The sequence below is a fragment of the Kocuria sp. CPCC 204721 genome (assembly GCF_040980945.1).
Classification (GTDB): domain Bacteria; phylum Actinomycetota; class Actinomycetes; order Actinomycetales; family Micrococcaceae; genus Kocuria; species Kocuria marina.
In genome coordinates this window covers 185,237-207,673 of sequence record NZ_JAVKPO010000002.1, presented here as the reverse complement: position 1 = coordinate 207,673, position 22,437 = coordinate 185,237, and the positions used below count along the sequence as shown (strand labels likewise).

22 protein-coding genes, 1 tRNA gene and 1 pseudogene are annotated in these 22,437 nt (G+C 69.6%); 15 read left to right on the top strand and 9 right to left on the bottom strand.

Translation table 11 applies throughout. The features are described from left to right. Positions 1-18: 18 nt before the first annotated feature. Together RF637_RS03590 and RF637_RS03585 are read left to right on the top strand one after the other, a co-directional pair. Positions 19-378 carry a metal-sulfur cluster assembly factor gene (locus RF637_RS03590; RefSeq protein ID WP_035962032.1) on the top strand — a complete coding sequence of 120 codons (360 nt, stop codon included), beginning with the start codon at positions 19-21 and terminating at the stop codon, positions 376-378. A 100-nt stretch (positions 379-478) separates the two neighbouring features. Then, positions 479-670: pseudogene (locus tag RF637_RS03585) on the top strand (alpha-hydroxy-acid oxidizing protein); the annotation flags it as partial. Positions 671-706: 36 nt separating this feature from the next. On the opposite strand, the gene RF637_RS03580 reads toward RF637_RS03585, so the two are convergent. From RF637_RS03580 to RF637_RS03565, 4 genes are all read right to left on the bottom strand, one after another. Further along, positions 707-1,612, bottom strand: a complete 906-nt coding sequence (locus tag RF637_RS03580; RefSeq protein ID WP_368844171.1) for a neutral zinc metallopeptidase — start codon at positions 1,610-1,612, stop codon at positions 707-709. Between the two features lie 99 nt (positions 1,613-1,711). After that, on the bottom strand, positions 1,712-2,329 hold the full coding sequence (locus RF637_RS03575; protein ID WP_035962028.1) for an energy-coupling factor transporter transmembrane protein EcfT: 618 nt from the start codon (positions 2,327-2,329) through the stop codon (positions 1,712-1,714). Then, complete coding sequence (locus RF637_RS03570) at positions 2,326-3,069, bottom strand: energy-coupling factor ABC transporter ATP-binding protein (RefSeq protein WP_084117991.1); 744 nt, start codon at positions 3,067-3,069, stop codon at positions 2,326-2,328. Before RF637_RS03570 ends, RF637_RS03575 begins: the two co-directional genes overlap by 4 nt. Next, positions 3,070-3,702, bottom strand: coding sequence for a biotin transporter BioY (locus tag RF637_RS03565; RefSeq protein WP_035962026.1), 633 nt, complete (start codon positions 3,700-3,702; stop codon positions 3,070-3,072). Between the two features lie 347 nt (positions 3,703-4,049). Between RF637_RS03565 and RF637_RS03560 the strand changes: the two genes are divergently transcribed. Further along, complete coding sequence (locus RF637_RS03560) at positions 4,050-5,648, top strand: ABC-F family ATP-binding cassette domain-containing protein (RefSeq protein ID WP_098053392.1); 1,599 nt, start codon at positions 4,050-4,052, stop codon at positions 5,646-5,648. A 116-nt stretch (positions 5,649-5,764) separates the two neighbouring features. Here RF637_RS03560 and RF637_RS03555 read toward each other — a convergent pair whose 3' ends face one another. The 4 genes from RF637_RS03555 to RF637_RS03540 all read right to left on the bottom strand — a co-directional run bounded on the left by RF637_RS03555 (position 5,765) and on the right by RF637_RS03540 (position 8,880). Continuing rightward, the gene (locus RF637_RS03555; RefSeq protein ID WP_144996637.1) at positions 5,765-6,874 is read right to left on the bottom strand and encodes an alcohol dehydrogenase catalytic domain-containing protein; all 1,110 of its coding nucleotides are present in this window, start codon (positions 6,872-6,874) and stop codon (positions 5,765-5,767) included. Between the two features lie 109 nt (positions 6,875-6,983). Then, complete coding sequence (locus tag RF637_RS03550) at positions 6,984-7,958, bottom strand: SURF1 family protein (protein WP_368844170.1); 975 nt, start codon at positions 7,956-7,958, stop codon at positions 6,984-6,986. Then, on the bottom strand, positions 7,958-8,353 hold the full coding sequence (locus RF637_RS03545; protein ID WP_239318668.1) for a hypothetical protein: 396 nt from the start codon (positions 8,351-8,353) through the stop codon (positions 7,958-7,960). Before RF637_RS03545 ends, RF637_RS03550 begins: the two co-directional genes overlap by 1 nt. 56 nt (positions 8,354-8,409) lie before the next feature. Next, positions 8,410-8,880 (bottom strand): DUF3099 domain-containing protein, encoded by a 471-nt coding sequence (locus tag RF637_RS03540; protein ID WP_255458084.1) that lies wholly within the window; start codon positions 8,878-8,880, stop codon positions 8,410-8,412. 160 nt (positions 8,881-9,040) lie between these two features. On the opposite strand from RF637_RS03540, the gene fabG reads away from it, so the two are divergent. The 7 genes from fabG to RF637_RS03505 all read left to right on the top strand — a co-directional run bounded on the left by fabG (position 9,041) and on the right by RF637_RS03505 (position 14,859). Then, on the top strand, positions 9,041-9,766 hold the full coding sequence (fabG, locus tag RF637_RS03535; RefSeq protein ID WP_064845278.1) for a 3-oxoacyl-ACP reductase FabG: 726 nt from the start codon (positions 9,041-9,043) through the stop codon (positions 9,764-9,766). A gap of 43 nt (positions 9,767-9,809) precedes the next feature. Continuing rightward, positions 9,810-10,565, top strand: a complete 756-nt coding sequence (locus tag RF637_RS03530; RefSeq protein WP_368844169.1) for an SDR family oxidoreductase — start codon at positions 9,810-9,812, stop codon at positions 10,563-10,565. Positions 10,566-10,711: 146 nt separating this feature from the next. Continuing rightward, positions 10,712-10,797, top strand: a tRNA-Leu gene (locus RF637_RS03525). An 88-nt stretch (positions 10,798-10,885) separates the two neighbouring features. Then, entirely contained in the window at positions 10,886-11,833 is a 948-nt protein-coding gene (locus RF637_RS03520) for a tyrosine-type recombinase/integrase (RefSeq protein ID WP_368844168.1), read from the top strand. A 357-nt stretch (positions 11,834-12,190) separates the two neighbouring features. Then, a complete protein-coding gene (locus RF637_RS03515) occupies positions 12,191-12,619 on the top strand; it encodes a hypothetical protein (RefSeq protein WP_368844166.1) in 429 nt (142 codons plus the stop codon). Position 12,620: 1 nt separating this feature from the next. Then, on the top strand, positions 12,621-13,016 hold the full coding sequence (locus RF637_RS03510; protein WP_368844165.1) for a hypothetical protein: 396 nt from the start codon (positions 12,621-12,623) through the stop codon (positions 13,014-13,016). A 121-nt stretch (positions 13,017-13,137) separates the two neighbouring features. After that, entirely contained in the window at positions 13,138-14,859 is a 1,722-nt protein-coding gene (locus RF637_RS03505; protein ID WP_368844164.1) for a heparinase II/III family protein, read from the top strand. A gap of 359 nt (positions 14,860-15,218) precedes the next feature. Here RF637_RS03505 and RF637_RS03500 read toward each other — a convergent pair whose 3' ends face one another. Then, the gene (locus RF637_RS03500; RefSeq protein WP_368844163.1) at positions 15,219-15,974 is read right to left on the bottom strand and encodes a TVP38/TMEM64 family protein; all 756 of its coding nucleotides are present in this window, start codon (positions 15,972-15,974) and stop codon (positions 15,219-15,221) included. Between the two features lie 178 nt (positions 15,975-16,152). Between RF637_RS03500 and RF637_RS03495 the strand changes: the two genes are divergently transcribed. The 5 genes from RF637_RS03495 to RF637_RS03475 all read left to right on the top strand — a co-directional run bounded on the left by RF637_RS03495 (position 16,153) and on the right by RF637_RS03475 (position 22,176). Further along, positions 16,153-18,384: an MMPL family transporter gene (locus tag RF637_RS03495; protein WP_368844162.1), complete on the top strand. Its 2,232-nt coding sequence runs from the start codon at positions 16,153-16,155 to the stop codon at positions 18,382-18,384. A 172-nt stretch (positions 18,385-18,556) separates the two neighbouring features. Next, positions 18,557-19,486: a phosphoserine phosphatase SerB gene (serB, locus tag RF637_RS03490; RefSeq protein ID WP_368844161.1), complete on the top strand. Its 930-nt coding sequence runs from the start codon at positions 18,557-18,559 to the stop codon at positions 19,484-19,486. A gap of 66 nt (positions 19,487-19,552) precedes the next feature. Then, positions 19,553-20,335, top strand: coding sequence for an ABC transporter ATP-binding protein (locus RF637_RS03485; RefSeq protein ID WP_368835322.1), 783 nt, complete (start codon positions 19,553-19,555; stop codon positions 20,333-20,335). Between the two features lie 9 nt (positions 20,336-20,344). Then, positions 20,345-21,250: a sulfite exporter TauE/SafE family protein gene (locus tag RF637_RS03480; RefSeq protein WP_368844160.1), complete on the top strand. Its 906-nt coding sequence runs from the start codon at positions 20,345-20,347 to the stop codon at positions 21,248-21,250. A 95-nt stretch (positions 21,251-21,345) separates the two neighbouring features. Further along, positions 21,346-22,176, top strand: coding sequence for a TrmH family RNA methyltransferase (locus RF637_RS03475; protein WP_368844159.1), 831 nt, complete (start codon positions 21,346-21,348; stop codon positions 22,174-22,176). Positions 22,177-22,437: the final 261 nt, after the last annotated feature.

Genomic DNA, 22,437 nt, shown 5'->3' with positions numbered 1-22,437 from the left:
ACTTCAGAGGAGGTCGCGATGAGCGATTCCACCGAGACCGTCACGGCGGAGACCCCCGGTCCCAATGGCCAGGCGTCGCTTGCCGAGATCACGGATCTGTTGAAGAACGTGATCGACCCCGAGCTGGGTGTCAACATCGTGGACCTGGGGCTGCTCTACGGGCTGGCCTACCAGGATGACGACTCCCTGCGTCTGGACATGACGCTCACCACGGCCGCGTGCCCGCTGCAGGACGTGATCGAGGAACAGGTTGCCCAGAACCTGGCCCCCACCGTGGACGAGTGGCACGTGAACTGGATCTGGATGCCCCCGTGGGGTCCCGAGCGGATCACGGAGGACGGACGCGATCAGATGCGGGCCCTGGGCTTCAACATCTGAGTCGATGCGTGTCGTGAGGGCGCGGGGTGAACCACCCCGCGCCCTCACGCGTACCCGGACCCCTCCCGCATGACTCGGATGCGCAGAGCCCCGGGCAGCCATGTGCTCGGCCCCCATCCGAGGGTTTCATGGCGCGGGCGGTGAGACCGGGGGCGTGCTCACCGCCGACGGCGCCCGCCGGGCCCTGAGCGTGGGCGCCGACGTTCTGGTGGTCTCGAACCACGGCGACCGGCACCTGGGCCGGGCCCCGGTGTCCCTGACCGCGCTGGCCGAGGTACGCGACGAAGTGGGCCCGGACGTGCCGCGCCGGATGACGATGTGTGAACGGTTACTTCAGGGCCGCAGGACGGTTCAGGTCCGAGGCGGTGAACGTGTTGCACGCGCGGATGTCCCCGGTCTGGTAGCCGGTGAGGAACCACGCCTGGCGCTGCGCCGAGGTGCCGTGGGTGAAGGACTCCGGGTTCGCGCGACCCTGGGTGGTCTCCTGGATCCGGTCGTCACCGATCGCCCCGGCCGCCTCGATCGCGTCGGCGAGCTGCGTGCGCGTGATCGGTTCCAGCTGGACGGCCCCGCCGGGCTCGGTCGCGTGATGCGCCCACATCCCCGCATAGCAGTCGGCCTGCAGCTCGGTGCGCACGGCGGCCGACGTCGCTCCGTGCGGGTCCTGCTGCGCCCGGCCCAGGGTGCCCCGCAGGTTCTGCACGTGGTGCCCCACCTCGTGCGCCATGACGTACTCCTGGGCCAGGGCGTCGGCGTCCGCGCCGAACTGGCTGCGCATCTGGTCGAAGAAGCCGGTGTCCAGGTAGACCGTGGAGTCCGGCGGGCAGTAGAACGGGCCGGTCGCGGAGGACGCCTGGCCGCAGGACGTGGAATCGGTCCCGCGGAACAGTTCCACCTGCGGCAACGAGTACTTCTTGCCCGTGGCCTCGGGGAAGTACCCTCCCCAGAACTGGTCCAGGGAATGGACCGTGGCCACCATGCGGCACTCGGTGTCCCGGTTGGCGTCCTCGCCCGTTCGGCAGCGGTCCGCGAGCCCGGAGTCCACCTGTTGCGTGCTCTGGGTGTCGTCCTGATTGCCGCCAGTGAGCGCATCGATGCCGTCCTGGCCGAAGAACAGTCCTGCGAGCAGCAGCAGGACGGCGCCGCCCAGCCCGCCTCCCACGGCGATCCCGCGGCCACCGCCGCCCGAACCCACGCGGCCGCCGTTGAGCTGGGAGTTGTCATTGAAACTCATGGGGGAAGCATAGGGCCCCACCGGGGCAACCGCATGGTACGGGGCCGTGGTGCCGCGTCGTGGCGCGTCGGACGGCCTCCGCGTCGCGTGCGCGGGGGCTCACTCGAGTCCGCGCGCGGCGAGCGCCTCCCCGGTGCGGTGCGCGTAGTCCACGGTCGCGATCACGGCCGGTGTCACGAGCTGCACGGGGGACGGGCGCACGGTGCGTGCCGCGGCGGCGTCGCGCAGCCCGGAGAGCACGCCGAACAACCAGGGCACCGAACGGATCATGAGTGAGACCGCGAGCCCCACCCGCTCGGGGTCCACACCCAGCCGGCGCAGCGGTGCGCACAGGGTGACCAGGCCGTCGATGAGTCGGGGCAGCGGTGTGGTGGTGATGAGCAACCGGGTGATCCCCACGACGGCCAGCAGGGAGAGCACGACGTCCGCCGCGCGGGCCGGACCGTTGGCCACGAGGTGGTAGAGACTCAGCACGCCCACGAGCAGCAGGAGTGGGCGCAGGGAGCGGGCCCACCGCCGTAACCCCAAACCACAGACCGCGGACACCACCGCGCTGAGCGCGAATGCCGCGAGGGACACCGGCCACGCGCGCACGGCCATGATCGCCACGCACGCGCCGAGCAGCACCACGGTCTTGAGCCACAGGGGACTGCGATGCAGGATCGAGGTCCCGGGGACGTACGTGCCCAGCAGGTCGTCGGCGCGCGACCTCCTCACGCAGTCTCCCCGGGGAAACCGTGCGCGCACCACGCGCGGTACCGGGGGAGCACGAGCTCGGGCGGACCCTGATCGAGGATCCGCGCCTCGTGGACCACGACCACGTGCTCGGCGCTCTCGGCGAGGTCGAGGTCGTGAGTGCTCACAAGTTGCTGCTGGGGTAATCCGTCCAGCAGCTCTCGCAGCTTGAGGCGATTGCGCAGGTCCAGCAACGTGGTGGGTTCGTCCAGGATGAGCACCCGGGGTTCCACGGCGAGCACGGCGGCCAGCGCCACGAGCTGGCGTTCCCCGCCGGAGAGGTCGAACACGCTGTGGTGTGCGCGGTGCTCAAGCCCCATGCGGCGCAGCCAAGACAGGGCCTGCTCAGCGCGTTGCACCCGGTCCGGGACGCGACGCCGCAGGGACAGTTCGATGTCCTCGAGCGGTGTGGGCATCAGGATCTGGGAGGCCGGATCGGTGAACACGAACCCCACGAGCGAGCGGGCCTCCCGGGGGAAGGCCACGGGGTCCACGCTGCCCGTGAGCACCACGCCCGAGGTGGGTGTCACGAGCCCGTTGAACAGCCGCAGCAGCGTGGACTTGCCGGAGCCGTTGAGCCCGACCACCGCGGTGCGCGGCGCGGTGAACTCACACGTGACCCGGTCCAGGACGGTCACGGGACCCGCGGGTCCCTCCGCCGTGACGGTGACGTCCGCGCAGTACAGGGGCTCGGAGGAGCCCGGTCGTCGTGCGGGCTGCACTCAGAGGACCGCCCCGGCCATCCGGGGGAAGGCACGGTGCACGGCCACCGCGATCAGGGCCGCCACGAGTGCCTTAACCAGGTCACCGGGGACGAACGCGAGATCGGTGAGCAGCGCCGCCCGAAGGGACAGTCCCGCGGTGAGCATCATGCCCACGATGCCCATGACGTGGGAGAGCACGAGGCCAGCGAGCGCCGCACCGAAGAGTGTGATCACCAGCCCGCCACGGCGTTCGGGGGCTGCGGAGGTGGAGCCCGCGCGGCGTCGTACGCGTTCGGCGCGCACGCTGCGGTGGGCGAGTGCACCCACGAGGGCGGCGGCGAACGGGAAGGAGAGCAGATAGCCCACGCTGGGCCCGCCCAGGACGGCCGGTCCGCCCACGAAGCCGGCGAACACCGGGACGCCGAGCAGACCCACGATCACGTACAGCGCCAGGGCGGCGAAGCCGCGGCGGCTCCCGAGGATCATGCCGGTCAGGTACACCCCGAGGGTCTGCAGTGTGATGGGCACCCCGAGCGCACCCACGGGGATGGCGGGAGCGAGCGCGAGCACGCACGTCAGCGCGGCGAACACGGCGATGTTGGCCAGGTCGAATGAGGTCACGGTGCGGGTGTCGCGCGCGGGTGCTGTCATGGTCCGCAGTCTAGTGGAGCCCGGTGGTGTGGGCCCTCGGCACCCGCCCACCCTCGCTCGCCCGACCGCTCCTGCTCATCCGGCGGGTCACACGGCCCGTGCACCGCGCCGGCACCTCACGGGACGACGCTGCATGGGTCGCGGGTGCCCCGCGCGCCGGCCGCGCCCGCTCGTCGAGTGGATTTGCGACCGTGAGTAGACTGGTGCGGGACCCCGCAGCCACGGGGTTTCTGTCTGTCCCGGGCGCCTCCATCCAGCGCGATCCATGAAGCGCCGCACGCCGAGCACGGTGTGCGGCGTCCTCCCGGGACCACTCGCTCGACCGCCCCACGAAAGGCCCTGCACCGTTGATCACCGTCACGAACCTCGAACTGCGCGCCGGCGCGCGATTGCTCATGGACGAGGTGAACTTCCGGGTGGACAAGGGCGACAAGGTGGGCCTGGTCGGGCGCAACGGGGCTGGCAAGACCACCATGACCAAGGTGCTCGCGGGGCTCACGCTCCCCGCCGCGGGTGAGGTCACGCGGTCGGGATCCATCGGGTACCTGCCGCAGGACCCCAAGGTCGATGACATGGACCAGCTGGCCCGGGACCGCATCCTGTCCGCGCGTAACCTCGCCGGTGTGATCACCAAGCTGCGCCGCGCGGAGGAGGAGATGGCCTCCGAGGACGACGCCGTGCGGGCCAAGGCCATGCGCCGCTACGACCGCCTCGAGTCCGAGTTCCTGGCCGGCGGCGGCTACGCCGCGGAGTCCGAGGCCGCGACCATCACGAGCAACCTCAACCTGCCCCAGCGCGTGCTTGACCAGCCCCTGCACACGCTCTCCGGTGGGCAGCGTCGCCGTGTGGAGCTCGCCCGGATCCTGTTCTCGGATGCGGACACCATGCTCCTCGACGAGCCCACCAACCACCTGGACCACGACTCGATCGTGTGGCTGCGTGAGTTCCTGCGTTCCTACCAGGGCGGGGTCCTCATGATCTCCCACGACGTGGACCTCATGGAAATGGTCGTGAACAAGGTGCTGTACCTGGACGCCAACCGCTGCGTGGTGGATGTGTACAACATGACATGGAAGAACTACCTCCAGCAGCGCGACCAGGACCAGGCCCGCCGCAAGCGTGAACGCGCCAACGCGGAGAAGAAGGCCGGGGTGCTCATGGACCAGGCCAACAAGATGCGCGCCAAGGCCACCAAGGCCGTGGCCGCCCAGCAGATGATCCGCCGAGCCGAACGGCTCATGGCCGGGATCGAGGGTGAACGCGTGCAGGACAAGGTCGCGGCCATCCGCTTCCCCAAGCCCGCCGATTGCGGCAAGACCCCGCTCATGGCCAAGGGCCTGTCCAAGTCCTACGGCTCACTCGAGATTTTCACCGATGTGGACCTCGCGATCGACCGCGGTTCCCGCGTGGTCGTGCTCGGGCTCAACGGCGCGGGCAAGACCACGCTGCTCCGCATGCTCGCGGGCCAGGCGGACCCGGACACCGGCGAGGTGGTCGCGGGTCACGGCCTGAAACTCGGCTACTTCGCACAGGAACACGACACCCTGGACACCGAGCGCACCGTCCTCGAGAACATGAAGAGCGCCGCACCGGACCTGCAGGACACCCAGGTGCGCACGATCCTCGGCTCCTTCCTGTTCCAGGGCGACGACGTGGACAAGCCCGCCGGGGTGCTCTCCGGCGGCGAGAAGACGCGACTCGCACTCGCGACGCTCGTAGCGTCGTCGGCGAACGTGCTGCTGCTGGACGAGCCCACCAACAACCTGGACCCCGCGTCCCGGCGGGAGATCCTCAACGCGCTGCACAGTTACGAGGGCGCCGTGGTCCTGGTCTCCCACGACGAGGGCGCCGTGGAGGCGCTCGAACCCGAGCGCGTGGTCATGCTCCCCGACGGCGTGGAGGACCTCTGGAGCCAGGACTACCAGGACCTCATCACCCTCGCGTAGCGCGGGGCGTCCTGCCGCGGCCGCTGGAGGACCAACGGGCCTGGCGCGCCGCGGGACTTTCCGCGGCGCGTACGGTGCGGGGACGTACGCCGCTCCCGCACCCGGCGCGGCGGGGCTCAGTTCTCGAACAGTACGACCTGGCGCACTGCCCGGCCCTCGGCGAGGGCGTCGAGACCCTCGTTGATCTGCTCGAAACCGATCCGCTGGGAGATCAGCTCCTCGATGGGTAGCTTCCCCTCCCGCCACAGTCCCAGGTACACGGGGATATCCCGCGCGGGGACCGCCGAACCCAGGTAGGAACCCACGATCGTGCGCGCCTGCGCGGTAAGCCCCAGCGGGGAGATCGTGGACCGGGCGTCCGGCGAGGGCAACCCCACCGTCACCGTGATGCCCCCGGGCGAGGTCGCCGCGACCGCCGTCTCGAACGCGCGGGGGTGGCCCGCGGCCTCGATCACCACGGCCGCCGTCACCCCCTGCTCGGCGAGCTCCTCGGGGGAGTACACCGCGCTCGCTCCGAGTTCGACGGCGCGCGCGAGCTTCTCCGGGTTCGCGTCCACCCCGATCACCGGGCCCTTCTCGAGCGAGACCGCGGTCAGCAGCGCAGCCATGCCCACGCCGCCCAGACCCACGATGAGCACCGTGTCACCGTCGTTGGGACGGCCCGCATTGATCACGGCGCCGCCGCCCGTGAGCACCGCGCAGCCCACCACGGCGGCGATCTCCGGGGGCACGTCCTTGTCCACGGGCACCACCGATTGGCGGTTGACCACCGCGTGGGTCGCGAAACCCGAAACCCCCAGGTGGTGGAACAGCTCCTCCTCACCGCGGTGCAATCGGCGCTCACCACCGGGCAACAGCCCGGCGTCGTTACTGCGGGAACCGGGACCGCACGGCAGCTTCCCGTCCGTGGCGCATTGGTCGCACTCCTCGCAACGGGGCAGGAACACGGTCGTGACCTGGTCACCCACGGCGATGTCCGTGACACCCTCACCCACCGCCTCCACGATCCCGGAGGCCTCGTGTCCCAGCACCATGGGCGTGGGACGCACCCGGTTGCCGTCCACCACGGACAGGTCCGAGTGACACAGTCCCGCCGCCCGGACCTGGATCAGCAGCTCTCCCGGACCGGGGTCCGCGAGCTCCACCTCCTGGAGGCGCAGCGGATGGGACTCGGCGTACGGGCGCGGCAGCCCGATCTCCTCGAGCACGGCGGCGGTGATCTTCACGGCGACTCCTTCATCACGGGTGACCCGTCCGACAAAGCAATGTCCGCTCGGGCGGACCGCCCGCCTGGACGGCTCCCTCGGGTGCCGTAAGCGGGCGCGGGTCTGCGTCTCAGTGTCGCCTGTCGGCCTCGAGGGCGTCCAGCAGGGCGTCCTCCTCGTCCTCGTTGCTCACGCCGGTGGAGGCACGACGGCGCTTGGGTCGGTACAGCGACTTCAGATGCGCGGGCATGTCGTCGGCCATCTGCAACTGCCGGATGATCAGGGACTCGTCCATCTGCCCGATGTAGTTGCCCTCGGCGTCGTAGTACTGCGCCAACCGGCGTTCCACCTCCGCGGCGTACGCGCGATCCCACTCGAGGTTCTTCACGTGCTGGCGCGCCGAGTACCCGTAGGCCACGAACACCAGCACCGCGAACGCGTACCACTGCAGCGAGTAGGACAGGTGCGGACCGTACTCGATGACCGGTCGTTCACCGGCCTGCGGGGTCACGCTCGAGGGCGGGTCCTCGGAGACCAGTTCTCCGTACCCGCCCGTGGCCAGCGCGCCACCCCAGCGTTCGGCGAACGCGGGCAGGTCGATCGAGGCGGACTGACCCTCGGGTGCCCCGCGGTCCACGGTGCCCTCGGTGGGGCGCAGCCGGGCGGTCACGGTCACGGTCCCGGACCGGGGAGGGGGCACCGCGGACGGCATCCCGTTCGCGGAGTCGTCCGTGGGGATCCAGCCGCGGTCGATCGCGATCACGGGTCCCTCCACGGTGCGGAACGGGACCAGGACGTCGTATCCCACGCGCCCGTCGTGCGGACGGTTGCGGATCAGCACGGTCTCCTCGGGCACATACGTGCCGCGCAGTTCCACGGGGTGCCAGGTCTGCGAGTCGTCGTAGTCCTGGAACAGGGGGATGCCACGGGCGGAGTCATAGGCCGGGGCGTCGTAGTTCTTGCTGATCTTGGCGTTCTCCGCGACCAGGTGGTCGTTGCGGGACATCTGCCAGTGGGCCAGGTAGAGGCACAGCACCGCAGCTACGCAGCACAGCGCGAACCAGCCGAGCCACGTGGGGGTGCCCAGGAACTTGTACTTGCGCATCAGGGTGTGCGCCCCGATTCCTCGGGTCGGACGACGCCGCCGTCCCCGACCTCGGCGCGGCCGTCACCCGCGCCGGGCTCGTGCGGGATGTCCTGGCTCGCAGCGGCGTCGGGCGTCGCGTCCTCGGGGGCCTCGAACGGTGTGATGGTCTTGAGGAAGCCACGCTGGCCCAGGAAGTCGGCCAGGTGCTCCCGGTGCTCGTCGCACGCGAGCCACGCCTTGCGGCGCTCGGGGGTGTGCACGCGGGGGTTGTTCCACAGCAGGGTCCACTGCGCGGGACGCGAACAGCCCCGGCGAGAGCACACGGCCTCGGGTGCCGCCGCGCGGGGTCGGGGTGCGGCGTCGTCGGGCGCGGGGCGTTGCGGGTCCAGAGAGCCGAGCAGATCGAATCCCACGGTGAAAAATCCTCCCAGAAATCGTGCGGTGCGGTGGGCGCGGGGGCGGACCCGCTTCAGTTGCGGCGCGTGACCGCGCGGGGCGGGGGCAGTTCGCGCTGCGGGGGCGGGGCGGTGTACTCCCCGTCCACGACCACGGTCTCCGGATCCGGTGCCCGCTCCTGCGACTCGGCGCTCGTGGGCAACTCGGTGCGGGTGGGCGGGCGGTACGCGGAACCCGAGCGTTCGGAGCGGTCCGCGCCGCGGTTGGCCATCATGACCGCGAGCCACGGCAGGATCGCAGCGCCCAGCACGAGCAGGATCCGCGCGATCAGGTTGTCGATCAGCACCACTCCGATGATGCACACCACGCGCAGCGCCATCTGGAAGGAATAGACCTTCATGCGGTGTGCCATGTCGGTGGTGTGCGGATCCGCCGCCGAGGTGATCGAATGAACCTCGGTGGAACCATGCGACTGCGGCTGGGAACGTGAGATGGGAACCGGTCCTTCGGCGAACGATCTGGGGGTGTACCCGCGGGGCAACACTGCCACGGCTGACTGTGAGCGTTCTGAGCATTATCTCACCGTTGTGTGTGGCGCCCAAGCGGGGGATGTCCGCCGGTCAGAGGCCGGTTAGGATGCTGTGAGGTCTTGATACGAGGGTGGGCTTGCCCGCCGCGCCCGCCCCTCCACGGAAGGTTCCATCATGTCTGACCAGTCCTCCGCCGCTCGCACCGTGCTCGTCACCGGAGGCAATCGAGGTATCGGCCGCGCGATCGCGGAACGGTTCATCGCCGCCGGGGACAACGTGGTGGTCACCTCGCGCTCCGGTGGGGACGGGCCCGACGGCGCGTACACCGTGCAGGCGGACGTCACCGACACCGCCTCCGTGAACGCGGCCTTCCGGGAGATCGAGGGGAAGTTCGGTCCCGTGGAGGTACTCGTGGCGAACGCCGGGGTCACCAAGGACACCCTGTTGGTGCGCATGAAGGACGCCGATTTCCAGGACGTGATCGACACCAACCTCACCGGCGCGTTCCGGGTGGTGCAGCGCGCGACCAAGGGGTTCATGCGACTGAAGCACGGCCGGATCATCTTCATCTCGTCCGTGGTGGGGTACACGGGCGCGCCGGGTCAGGTGAACTACGCGTCCTCCAAGGCCGGCCTGGTCGGCATGGCCCGCGCCATCACCCGCGAACTCGGTTCCCGCGGGATCACCGCCAACGTGGTGGCCCCCGGCTACATCGACACCGCCATGACCCATGAGCTCTCCGACGAGGTCAAGGACAACTACCTCTCCATGATCCCGGCCCAGCGTTTCGGGCACGTGGAAGAGGTCGCCGGAGCGGTGGAATACCTTGCCTCCGACGCCGCGGCCTACGTCTCCGGCGCTATCATCCCCGTAGACGGCGGGTTGGGCCTGGGGCACTGATACCGCCGATTCCCGCACCCGCACCCCTCGAAGGAGAAACCGCATGAGTTCAGTGGCAGGCAAGACCGTGGTCATCACCGGATCCTCGCGAGGCGTGGGCGCGGACACCGCCAAGATCCTCGCCGGTGAGGGCGCCAACGTGGTGGTCAACTACCGTCAGAAGGCCCCCCGGGCCAACAAGGTGGTCAAGGAGATCACGGAGGCCGGCGGCCACGCGATCGCCGTGCAGGCGGACATCACGGACGCCGAGTCTCGCGCGGGTCTGTTCCGTGCCGCCGTGGACGAGTTCGGTGGCGTGGACGTGCTGATCCTCAACGCCTCCGGGGGCATGGAGACCGAGATGGGTGAGGACTACGCCCTGCGGTTGAACCGTGACGCCCAGAACGACACCCTGACCGAGGCCCTGCGGACGCTTCCCCAGGGTGGCCGCGTGGTGTTCGTCACGAGCCACCAGGCACACTTCATCAACAACGTGGAGACGATGCCCGAGTACGAGGCCGTGGCCAAGTCCAAGCGCGCCGGGGAAGACACCCTTACGGCTCGCGTGCCCGAGCTGCAGGACAAGGGCATCGGCTTCGTGGTGGTCTCCGCGGACATGATCGAGGGCACCGTCACGGCCACGCTGCTCAACCGGGCCCGCCCGGGAGCACTCGATGAGCGCCGCGAGGCCGCCGGGAAGCTCTACACCGTCAATGAGTTCGCCCAGGAGATCGCCGCGATGGTCACTGCGGACGTCCCCACCGGTCACGTGGAACTCGTGGGTGGCGCGGAGGACTTCCTGGCGCAGGCAGGTCGGTAGCATCCGCACCGGGCCGTGGTCCCGAGGAGTGCGCGGTCCGGCCCCGGTCGAGTTCGAACGGACCGCGCAACTGTGGTAGGTTTCTTGTCGTTGCCACGGGCCGAGAAGGTTTCCGGGAGATCGGGAACGCCGCGGTTCGGACACCTGCGCGGGTGGCGGAATAGGCAGACGCGCTAGCTTGAGGTGCTAGTCCTCGTATTAGAGGGTGGGGGTTCAAGTCCCCCCTCGCGCACAGTAAGGCCCCTAGTCAGGGGCAGGAGAAAGGCCCCGGTGTTGACACCGGGGCCTTTCTCGTTGACACAGACCCTACGATTCAGGGCATGGCCAGCATCCGAGAGCGCACCTGCAAGGACGGCACCACCTCCTGGGCGGTCCTGTGGCGCGACGTCGACACCGGCAAGCAGACCTCCCGCACACTGGCCACCCGCGCCGACGCCCAGCCCCTCACGGACTTCCTCAACGCCAACGGCCAGTCCTTCGCGCTCGCGGCCCAGGCGGCCTCCAAGATGCGCTCCACCGCACCGTCCGTGGCCACCGTCGTTGCCGAGCACATCGAGGGCCTCACCGGTGTCTCGGCCGGCACCCGGGAGAAGTACCGCCGGATCGCCGCCCGCCACATCACCCCCACCCTCGGCGTCATCCCGGTGGACACGCTCACCCGCACGGACGTCAACAAGTGGGTCAACGCCATGACCGTGGCCGCGAGGACGAAGAAGAACGTGCACTCCCTGCTCTCCGCCGCGCTCACCGATGCCACCGCCCGCGGGCTGGTGGACGCCAACGTCGCCAGGGGCGTGAAGCTCCCCACGGGGGAGGCCCGCCGCGAGCCCGTGTTCCTCACCGCCGAGGAGCTGGACCTGATCGTGGCCACGATCCCCGAGGCCCGACACAAGCTTCTCGTGGAGTTCCTCGCCGGCACAGGCCTGCGCTGGTCCGAAGCCATCGCCCTGCAGGTGGCAGACCTGGATCTAGCCCAGGAGCACGGCGTGGTGGCCGTCTCCCGGGCTTGGAAGCGCGCGGGCGGGGAAATGATGGGTCACCGGGGCACCCAAGACCGCCAGGGGCCGCCGCAGCGTCGTTCTCCCCAAGGCCCTCACTGCCCAGCTGCGCGAACACATCGCCGACAAGACCCCCGCCGACCTCGTGTTCCCCTCCCGCGAAGGCCCCCTGCACAACGTCGTCTTCCACCCCCGCGACGAAGCCGGCGCCCGGTGCCCTCTGGATGCCGGGCGCCGTGCGCTCGCCGCAGCCCGGCAGGGTGCCGCTGAACACCAAGCTCCCGCGCCGGGGCACGTGGCACATCACCTCCGACGTGGACCCTGGCAAGCAGCAGCCCTCGTTCACGGGGGTTGCCACGTACTTCAAGAACCAGGGGTATTGCCCACACCTGATGTGGGACCCCCTCACCGGGCACATCGAGCAGTACTACCCGGCCGACGTCGGCGCCCGTGCGCTGCGCATGTGGAACGAGGACGGGGCCCGCAACATCCAGATCGAGATCTTGTTCTCCCGTGGTGCGTACCGCGATGGGAAGCAGTACTGGGAGCTGACGGACACCCCCCCTGCGGGGGCTCGCACAGATCCTGCAGTGGCTAGACTCCCACGGCATCCCACGCACCTGGCCCATGGGACCCACCCCAGCGCTCGGCCAGGCGGGGCGCCGCGACGTGGGCGTGTGGAACGGGCAGGCCGGCCACTACGGGCACTCGCAGGTGCCGGACAACGATCACACGGACCCCGGGACGTTCCCGGACATCACGTGCATCCCCACCGCCGCGGCCGCTGCGGCCGGGGGGAGCACCAAAAACAGCATCGGGCCCGGAGCGGGTCCAGAACTGGAGTGCATCTTGGGTTGGTACCAGGGCGGACGCCGTGACTACGAGGCGTGGATCGAGAGGAAGTGCAGGGACGCGATCAATACGCTGATGCCGAAGATCGTCGTCAACGTCTGGGCGTACAAGAACGAGAAGGTCAACGGGAACCGGGACGCGTACGCGCTGCTCACTGACCTGGACCGCCGAATGGCCGCACTCGAGCAGAAGGCGGGGAAGTGACATGGCTGTGACTATCGAGCCCACGGGCAAGAAGATCGGCGCGACGACGATGGGCTCCACTGCCGGCGGTACGCTGGCTGGTGCGGCCACCGTGGTCCTGGTGTGGCTGTTTGGAGCGGCGGGGGTGGACGTCCCACCGGAGGTCGCGGCCGCGTTCACTGTCTTCCTCGGCGGGCGGGGCACGCTGCTCGGAGGCAAGCTCACTCCCTCGAACCAGACCCGCACGGTATCCGAGGTCGTGACCGTGCCGCAGGAGGCGGCGACCGCGGGCCCATCTGCCGGGGAACCTGCGCAGGCTCCCGTGCTTCCGGAAGTGACCGCGGGGTCCACCGCGGTGGGCGACCCGGCCTCCGACCTGATCCCCACCGACGATGGGGCTCAGGCGGGGACGGACTGAACCCGTGAGCAAGCAAAGCGCCCCCGCACCGTACTGGTGCGGGGGCGCTTTCGTCATGTGCGCATGCGTTTCGATGGAGCGTGGTGCAATGGAACCCACTCCCATCCCCAGGAGACCCCTGATGAGCACCCCCCTGAACCTGGCCACCGCTGACCGACAGGCCTTCGGCTCCTCTTTCGACCGCCCTTCTGACCCCCGGGCGCATTCGAAAGCCGTCCTGGACGGGGTTCTCTCCTTGCCACCGCATCATCCGTGGGAAGGGAACGTGCTGAACTGGACGGCGGATCCCCACGGGGATCGCAACTGGCAGTTCCAGCACCACACCCTGCGATGGATCAACCCGCTGCGCTGGGCTGCGCTGGATGGGGACGCCGGAGCTCGAGAGGGGTGGGTTCGTGTGGTGCGGTCTTGGTGCGAGCAGAACATCCCCGCGCCTCAGTCCGGCAGCGCGTTCGCCTGGAAGGACATGGCGGACGGGAACAGAGCCATCCAGCTCAGCATCGGCGCGCGCCTGGTGGGGGATGAGGATCTGGGGTGGTTCTGCGAAGCCTTGCGGTATCACCGGGACTGGCTGATGGATGAGGCCCACATAGTGGGGAAGAACCATGGGCTTCACCAGCATGCGGGTCTCTTGGTGGTGAGCGCCATGCTGGGCGACGACTCGGGAATGGCTACCGCGGTGAGTCGGATGGAGCGCCAGTTCGCGTCCACTTTCGATGAGCAGGGCGGCAACGACGAGGGATCCACGGCCTATCATCAGCTGAATTTGATGTGGTGGGGGCAGGCGTGGGACCGGGTGGCTCGAGAGGGCCTGGAGGTCCCGGGGTGGGTGGCCCAGCGGTTGGATGCCGCTGGCACGGTGCTGGCCCACCTGGCTCAGCCGGACGGTCGCCTGCCGCAGATTGGGGACTCCGCTCGGGGCCCGGTCAGTCGCGGTCTCCACCCTGAGAGCGACTTCGCGGCCACGGCCGGCAGGACGGGGCGACGCCCGCGGGCCACCACCCTGGTCTTGGACCGTGGGTACGTGCTCACGCGGAGCGGATGGGGCGAGAATCGGCCCTTGTCCATGGAGTCTCACATGGTGCTGCGTCACGGTGAGGATATGAGAGGGCACTCCCACGACGACCGGGGGAGTCTGCAGATTTACGCCGGCGGACGGCCGTGGCTGGTGGACAGCGGGTTCCACAGCTACCAGCAGAAGGACCCCGTCTGCAGCTACCTGCACTCCCGCCAGGCCCACAACGTGGCGTCCCTAGCGGGGATGCGCCGCGACACCTCGGCGCCGGTGGAGCTGGCCCGATGCGAACTCACCCCCGAAAGCCACGAGATCGAGCTGGCCGACTGCGGCTACGGGGAGCAGGGTGTGCGACGTCGGGTCCTCTACCTCACCGGCCCGGACTGCTGGATCGTGTGGGACCACACCGCACCATCAGTCAGAGTCCCGCTCGAGCAAGCGTGGCACGTTGACCACGGGGTCGCGGTCACACGCCACGACCGTGGGTACGAGCTGCGCGACGGCACCCGATCCCTCACAATGTCTTGGCTCGGCACACTCCCACAGCTACGACTTCACCGCGCGACCGACGGTGACCTCCGCGGCTGGGTCGGCACACGCTGGAAAACTCTCCTCCCAGGCTCCCGCATCACTGCCCAGGCCGTCCCACCCTCACACCGCAACGTGGTACTCATCGCACCGTCTGGGGAACGGCCCCTGGGAATTGCCCGCTCTTACATCACGACCGCCGGCGTCCTCGATGTAATCCTGACCCGTGGCACGGCGACGTGGCAGGTGAGGATCGCGCCTGACGTACTGCGTGTGAAGCAGCTCCCTCCAACGGGGTAGGGCCCGTCTCGGTGCCGTTGACGCGGTCAACAACCCGCGTGTCCTCCACAGAAACGGACAGGCTTGAACCGCGCCGTACTGCACAGGTCGGACACCGAAAACCCCGCTGAGCGGTTTTCAAGTCCCCCCTCGCGCACACGATTCGGGAAGCCCCCAATCCGGAAACATGAGTTCCGGGTCGGGGGTTTTTCGCATGCCCGCCTGAACGCCCGGGGCGGGATGCGTCTCGGGGCGGGGTGCGCTAAGGACATCTGAGGCCCGAAACCGCACCAGATCAGCCGTGGAGCCTGCCGTATCGGGGCACAGATGTATGTGGGCCGGAGCGGACCCGGTCAGGCGTCGGCGGTGCCCTCCGCCGGCTAGTGCCCTCGGCGGTTCCGTGCGGCCACCGAGCGCCAGCGGCGGAACGCGATGATCGTGGCCACCACACTCACCAGGCACGCCACGCCGAACACGATCAGGTGCGGCCACGTGGGATCCGTGACCAGCGCCCCCAGCCCCACGAGGGCCACCTGGCCGGGGATCACGGTCAGGGCACTCGCGGAGAGGAACACGCTCTGGGGGATCCCCAGCGCACCGCACCCGTAGTTGACCGGCCAATAGGGGATCCCGGGGGCCAACCGCAGCGTGGCCACGGCCTCGAAGCCCGCGCCCGTGAGGTAGTTCTCCACGGTGTCCGCGTGCTTGCCCATGATCTTGCGGGTCGTGTGTTTCCCGAGTCCCCGGGCGAGCCAGTAGCCACCCCAGCCGCCGATCAGCGCGGCCACGACGGAGAACACGCTGCCCAGGGTCGCGCCGAAGAGCACACCGGCCGTGACCGCCATGATCGTCACGGGGATCGGGGTCACCGCCACGATCGCGTAGATGAGGATGAACACGAGCCAGCCGGCCCAACCGTAGCCGTCGATCGTGGCCTCGAGTTCGGCCTGACTCGGCAGGTCCACGGTGAACGCGAGCCACACCATGAGCACGAGCACCAGGATCAGTGCGGCGTTACGGGCCCACGTGACCCAGCTGCTCGACGACGCGCCGTCGTCCGGGCCGGAGGATGCGCTCGACCCCGCCGCGGTCGAGGAGTCGTCCGGGCTGGGTTCGGGCTGGAAACGGGTGGCCACGGGCACCCACTGTACGACCAGCATCCACGTGCGCGCGTTCGTGGCCCCCGATGACCGCGAAGGTGACGGGTGTAACCCCTACGATGGGAGCAGCTGCCCGCAGCGCGGCGTCGTCGTCGGAGTCGGCCCCGCGAGGGCACGACCGGTGACCCCCGCGCCGAGACCCCACAGGTGAGACATGCCCAATAGCCCCACCCGCCCCGTCCCCGAGCACGCGGAAGACACCAAGAGCGCCGGTCCGGAGGCGGGCGGGAAGCGGCCGGGATGGGTGCGCTGGTTGATCCCCGTGGTGCTCGTGCTCGCGTGGCTGGGGGTCATGGGCGTGGGCGGGCCCACGTTCGGCAAGCTCTCGGACGTGGTCTCCAACTCGCAGGCGAACTTCCTGCCCGTGGACTCGCAGGCCACGCAGGTCCAGGACCGGCTCGGGGAGTTCCAGGACTCGGATGGGGTGCCGGCCATCGTGGTCATGGAGTCCGAGGACGAGATCACGCCGCGGCAACTGCGCGCGATCGGCGCGAACGCTGAGTCCTTAGGGAACATCCAGGACGTCCTGGAGGTCTCCCCGCCCATTCCGAGCGAGGACGGCAAGGCGGTGGAGATCATCGCCCTGGTGAGCTCGGAGGCGGACACCGGCACCGTGGTCGAACACCTGCGCGAGCGACTGGCCGAGGACATCCCCGAGGGACTGTCGGTGGCCGTGACCGGTCCGGCGGGACTCGTGGCGGACCTCTCGGCGGCGTTCGCGGGTATCGACGGACTGCTGCTGATCGTGGCCCTCGTGGCGGTGCTCGTGATCCTGGTGATCGTCTACCGCTCGCCGCTGTTGCCGTTCCTGGTGTTGCTCACGAGCGTGGGCGCGCTGTGCGGGGCGATCATCACCGTCTACTTCCTGGCCCAGCAGGGCTGGATCGATCTCAGCGGGCAGACGCAGGGGATCATGTCGATCGTGGTGATCGGTGCGGCCACCGACTACGGGCTGCTCTACACCGCGCGGTTCCGCGAGGCCCTGCACCATACGCCGTCGCGCTGGACCGCGACCCGTATGGCCTGGAAGGGCACCGTGCCCGCCGTGCTGGCGTCCGGGACCACGGTCATCGCGGGTCTGTTGTGCCTGCTGTTCTCCGCCCTGACCTCCAACCGCGGCGTGGGCCCGGCCACCGCCATGGGCGTGGTCTTCGCGATCCTCGCCGGTCTCACGCTGCTGCCGGCGCTGCTCGCCCTGTTCGGTCGGGTGGCCCTGTGGCCCCAGATGCCGCGCGTGGAGGAGAACCCCGAGACCCACGAGCAGGCCATGAACCCCTACGACCACAAGGGGCTGTGGCCCTCCGTGGCGCGCCTCGTGGACAGGAGGTCGCGCGCGGTGTGGCTCGTGTGCGCCGTCGTGCTGGGCGCCGCCGCCGTGGGCGCGAGCCAGCTCGACGCGGACGGCGTCCCGCAGTCCGAATTCGTGCTGGGGGAGTCCGAGGCCCGCGACGGTCTGGCGGTCATCGAGCGTCACTTCCCGGGCGGCGCGGGGGATCCCGTGTACGTCCTGGCCCCGCAGGAGGACGCCCAGGCGGTTGCCGAGCGGTTGTCCCAGGACGACGACGTCGCGTCCGTCGCGTTCACCGCCCAGGACTCCCCGAACGGGACCCTGCCGTATTCCACGCCGCAGGGCGGACCCCTGGCGAACGCGGAACCCACCGTGAGCCACGGGGACGTGCTGATCCAGGCGACCCTCACCTACGCGTCCGACTCGGAAGAAGCCCAGGCCACGGTCACCCGCTTACGCGACGATCTCGCCGGGATCACCCCCGACGCGAAGATCGGCGGGACCACCGCCGTGCAGGTGGACACGATCGCCGCGTCCGAACGTGACCGCGCGCTGATCATCCCCATCATCCTGGCGGTGATCCTGCTCATCCTCATGGTGTTGCTGCGCAGCATCCTGATGCCCGTGCTCTTGATCGCCACCACCGTGCTGTCCTTCTTCTCCGCGCTCGGCGTGGCCACCCTGGTGTTCCACCTCATGGACATCAACCAGGCAGACCCCACCGTGCCACTGTTCAGCTTCGTGTTCCTCGTGGCGCTGGGGATCGACTACAACATCTTCCTCATGAGCCGCGTGCGCGAGGAAGTGGTCACCGCGGGCCACCGCAAGGGCGTGCTGGCCGGACTCATCACCACCGGCGGGGTCATCACCTCCGCGGGCATCGTGCTGGCCTCGACGTTCGCCGCGCTGGCCGTGCTGCCCATCCTGTTCCTGGTGCAGCTGGCCATCATCGTGACGATCGGCGTGCTCATGGACACGATCATCGTGCGCTCGCTGCTGGTGCCCGCCCTGGCCCTGGACCTCGGCCCCCGCTCGTGGTGGCCCTCGCGCGTGGGCACCCCCGGGAAGCACCGCGCCCTGCCGACGACGCCGCGCTGAGCCTTCCTGACGTCACGCGGCCCGACGTCGCGGGTGATGCACGGGGCCCGCGGCTGGGGAACGGGCCGAGCGGCGTCGCCGGTGCGGTGGAACGGCCCGCGGGAGTGGCCCGAGCGGCGTCGTGCCGGTGCCTTCTTTGTGCGCGCTTCCGCGGGGCCGATAAACTGCGACCATGCCCCAGAACTGTGCTGTCGTCGCCCTGGCCGTGTCCCCGGAGGACGGTGCCACCGAAGCCGTCCTCGACGCCGTGGAACGTGCCGGTGCCGTGATCGAGACGCACAACTGGGTGCGGGTCACGGGGACCGCGTCGGACGGGCAGGCCGCGGACGTGGAGGGCTACAACGCCCTGACCGTGCGCGTGCAGACCGAGGACCCGCAGCAGCTGCGCCGCGCCCTGCAACCGGACCCGCAGTGGCAGTTGCTGCCGGGGATCGACCTCAACGTGGTGCCGCACACCTGGTTCGACCAGTCCCGCAAAAAGCTCGTGGTGCTGGACGTGGATTCCACGCTCATCCGCCAGGAGGTCATCGAACTGCTCGCCGCCCACGTGGGCCGCGAGGCGGAGGTCGCCGCGGTCACGGAACGGGCGATGCGCGGTGAGATCGACTTCGCGGCGTCCCTGCGCGAGCGCGTGGCCGTCCTGGAGGGACTGCCCGCCTCGGCGATCGACGACGTCGCTGCCGCCGTGCGGCTCTCGCTCGGCGCCAAGGTGCTCGTCCAGACCCTGCTGCGCGAGGGTCACGCCGTGGCCGCGGTCTCGGGCGGCTTCAGCCAGGTGCTGGACCCGCTCGCGGCGCGCCTGGAGCTCACGCGCGCGGCCGCGAACGAGCTCGAGATCCACGATGGCGTGCTCACGGGACGCGTGGCCGGGCGGATCGTGGACCGCGCCGTGAAGGCGGAGGTCATGGGTCAGTGGGCCCAGGAATTGGGCGTGGCACCGGAGGACGTCATGGCCGTGGGGGACGGCGCCAACGACATCGACATGGCCCGCGCGGCCGGGCTGTCCGTGGCGTACCGGGCCAAGCCCGCGCTGCGGGAGGTCGCGGACACCCAGGTGAGCATCCCCAACCTGGACGCCCTGCGCTTCTTCCTGGATCTGTGACCGGTCCCGGCTGCCACGGAGCGCCGGACCGCGAACCGGCGAGCGCGGGGCACTAGAGTTGCCGTCATGAGTTCAGTGCTTGATCTGGTGGACGTCACGGTGGTCCGCGGCGAGAAGACCCTGTTGGACGGCGTGAACTGGACCGTGCGGGACGGGGAACGGTGGGTCATCCTGGGCCCCAACGGCGCGGGCAAGTCCACGCTGTTGTCGATCGCCGCCGCCCGGTTGCACCCCACGCGCGGCATGGTGGACATCCTCGACGAGATCCTCGGCGCGGTGGACGTCTTCGAGCTGCGCCCGCGGATCGGTGTGAGCTCCGCACCCCTGGCCGGTCAGATCCCGCATGCGGAGACCGTGGCCAATGTGGTGCTCACCGCGGCCTACGGCGTCACGGGGCGCTGGCGTGAGGAGTACGACGACGCCGACATCCAGCGCAGTGAGGAACTGCTCGAGGCCTGGGGCTTGGGGGCCCTGCGCGAGCGCACGTACGGCACCTTGTCCGAGGGCGAGCGCAAGCGTGTTCTGATCGCCCGCGCCCTGATGACCGACCCCGAACTGTTGTTGCTCGACGAACCCGCCGCCGGTCTGGATGTGGGCGGGCGCGAGAAGCTCGTGCAGCGCCTCGATGAACTCGCCCGGGACGAGGCCGCCCCGGCCACGGTCATGGTGACCCACCACCTCGAGGAGGTCCCGGACGGGTTCACCCACGCGCTGTTGCTGCGTGAGGGTGCCATCGTGGCAGCCGGTCCGGTGGCGCAGGTAATGACGCAGAAGAATCTCTCCCACACCTTCGACATGCCCCTCAAGCTGGTGCGCGTGTCCGATCGTTACGCGGCGTTCGCCCGCTGATCCGCCTCCATGCTGACACTGTCCTCCGCCATGGTCCCCACGGAGTTCTTCGGTTCCGGCGGGACCGTGGGCTTCGAGTGGTGGCAGGTGCTGCTGATCCTCGTGGCCGGGTTATGGGCCGGGACGATCAACACCATCGTGGGGTCCGGCACGCTCGTGACGTTCCCGGTGCTCGTGACCATGGGGGTTCCCCCGGTCACGGCGTCCATGTCCAACGCCATGGGGCTGATCGCCGGTAACCTCACCGGCGCGTGGAGCTACCGCAGTGAACTGCGTGGGCTGACCCGCACGCTGGTGAAACTGCTGCCGTGCTCGATCCTGGGCGGGGTGATCGGCGCTTCCCTGCTGCTGCACCTGCCCGAGGAAGTCTTCGGCGTGGCCGCGCCCGTGCTGATCGTGGTCGCGTTGCTGTTCGTGGTATTCCAACCCACGCTCCAGGCCAAGGTCCGCGAGCGCAAGGAACGTCAGGCCCGGGACGCCGCGGCCGGTGGCCTCGATGCCCCGCAGGCGGGGAAGACGGCCACGGACACCGAGGCCGTGGACCGGTCCAAGCAACCCTTGATGTTATACGTGCTCGTGTTCTTCGCGGGCATCTACGGCGGGTACTTCGTGGCCGCGCAGGGCGTGTTGCTCGTGGGCATCCTGGGTGTGTTCCTGCTGGCCCCGCTGCAATCGGCGAACGCGGTCAAGAACGCCCTGGTCGCGGCGGTCAACATCGTGGCGGCGCTGTCCTACGTGCTGCTCGCATTCGACCGGATCAACTGGTGGGTCGTGGTGTTCATCGCCCTGAGCTCCACTCTGGGGTCGTGGCTGGGCGCCAAGATCGGTAAGCGGCTGTCCCCGGTGGCGCTGCGCGCCGTGATCGTGGTCCTGGGTCTCGTGGCGCTGACCAACATGGTCTCGCAGCTGTTCTGACCGTTACCCGTTTTATCGTGCCGTCGTTCCGCGGGCCCCGTTCCGCCGCACCCCTTTTCCTCCAGAACCTTGTTCCTCCGATTCCCAGGATGTCCGTGAGCACTCCCGCGCCCCTGTCCGAACGTATCGTCTCGCTGACCGACCCCGCGGACCCGCGCGTGGCTGACTACACGAGCCTCACGGACGTGGCCCTGCGGCGTCGGCTGGAACCCGAGCGCGGGCTCTACCTCGCGGAATCGTCCAAGGTGCTGCGGAGAGCGCTCGACGCCGGCCACCGGCCGCGCTCGTTCTTCATGGCCGAGAAGTGGCTCGAGGGGCTGCGCGACGTGCTCGAACGCTACGACGTGCCCGTGTACGTGGGCTCCGACGAGGTGCTCGAGCGGATCACGGGGTTCCACCTGCATCGCGGCGCGATCGCGGCCATGCAGCGCCCCGAGCCCCTCGAGCTCACCGAGGTCCTCGCACGGTCACGGCGCGTGGCGATCCTCGAGGACATCGTGGACCACACCAACGTGGGCGCGATCTTCCGTTCCGCCGCGGCCCTGGACGTCGACGCCGTTCTGGTCACCCCGCGCTGTGCCGACCCGCTCTACCGCCGTGCCGTGCGGGTGTCCATGGGAACCGTGTTCCAGGTCCCGTGGGTGCGCCTGAAGCACTGGACCGCGGATCTGCAGCAGGTCGAGGACGCCGGGTTCCTCACGGCGGCCCTCGCCCTGTCCGACGACGCCGTCACAGTGGACGAGCTCGCGGCCGAGCACCCGGAGAAGTTGGCGTTGATCCTCGGGACCGAGGGCCAGGGGCTGAGCGCGGCCACGCTGCATCACGCCGAGCGGCACGTGATCATCCCCATGAGCCACGGCGTGGACTCGCTCAACGTGGCCGCGGCGAGCGCGGTGGCGTTCTGGGAGACCCGCCCGCGAGGGTGACCGCCGCGATTTCGTCCGGGTGCCACCCTGGCCCATCTTGCTGCCCCGCACCGCATGCCCACCCATGAACTTCCAGGCACCCTAAGGCCACCCACGAGTCTCTGGGCACCCCGAGGCCATTCGCGGGGGTCTTTCGTGGCCTCGGAGTGCCGAGGAGTTGCCCAGGTGTCCTCGGAGTGCCTCAGAGTTGCTGGACGGCGCGGCGGTAGCTGGGAGCTGCGCGAGGCGCAGAAGTGGCAGTGCGCCGTCGGCGGATACGGG

What these genes read in the sequence shown, in the direction of transcription:
- RF637_RS03590 (WP_035962032.1), top strand. Translation starts at nt 19, where the DNA reads ATGAGCGATTCCACCGAGACCGTCACGGCGGAGACCCCCGGTCCCAAT.
- RF637_RS03580 (WP_368844171.1), bottom strand. Translation starts at nt 1,612, where the DNA reads ATGAGTTTCAATGACAACTCCCAGCTCAACGGCGGCCGCGTGGGTTCG.
- RF637_RS03565 (WP_035962026.1), bottom strand. Translation starts at nt 3,702, where the DNA reads ATGACAGCACCCGCGCGCGACACCCGCACCGTGACCTCATTCGACCTG.
- RF637_RS03550 (WP_368844170.1), bottom strand. Translation starts at nt 7,958, where the DNA reads ATGCGCAAGTACAAGTTCCTGGGCACCCCCACGTGGCTCGGCTGGTTC.
- fabG (WP_064845278.1), top strand. Translation starts at nt 9,041, where the DNA reads ATGTCTGACCAGTCCTCCGCCGCTCGCACCGTGCTCGTCACCGGAGGC.
- RF637_RS03530 (WP_368844169.1), top strand. Translation starts at nt 9,810, where the DNA reads ATGAGTTCAGTGGCAGGCAAGACCGTGGTCATCACCGGATCCTCGCGA.
- RF637_RS03520 (WP_368844168.1), top strand. Translation starts at nt 10,886, where the DNA reads ATGGCCAGCATCCGAGAGCGCACCTGCAAGGACGGCACCACCTCCTGG.
- RF637_RS03515 (WP_368844166.1), top strand. Translation starts at nt 12,191, where the DNA reads ATGGGACCCACCCCAGCGCTCGGCCAGGCGGGGCGCCGCGACGTGGGC.
- RF637_RS03510 (WP_368844165.1), top strand. Translation starts at nt 12,621, where the DNA reads ATGGCTGTGACTATCGAGCCCACGGGCAAGAAGATCGGCGCGACGACG.
- RF637_RS03505 (WP_368844164.1), top strand. Translation starts at nt 13,138, where the DNA reads ATGAGCACCCCCCTGAACCTGGCCACCGCTGACCGACAGGCCTTCGGC.
- RF637_RS03495 (WP_368844162.1), top strand. Translation starts at nt 16,153, where the DNA reads ATGCCCAATAGCCCCACCCGCCCCGTCCCCGAGCACGCGGAAGACACC.
- serB (WP_368844161.1), top strand. Translation starts at nt 18,557, where the DNA reads ATGCCCCAGAACTGTGCTGTCGTCGCCCTGGCCGTGTCCCCGGAGGAC.
- RF637_RS03485 (WP_368835322.1), top strand. Translation starts at nt 19,553, where the DNA reads ATGAGTTCAGTGCTTGATCTGGTGGACGTCACGGTGGTCCGCGGCGAG.
- RF637_RS03480 (WP_368844160.1), top strand. Translation starts at nt 20,345, where the DNA reads ATGCTGACACTGTCCTCCGCCATGGTCCCCACGGAGTTCTTCGGTTCC.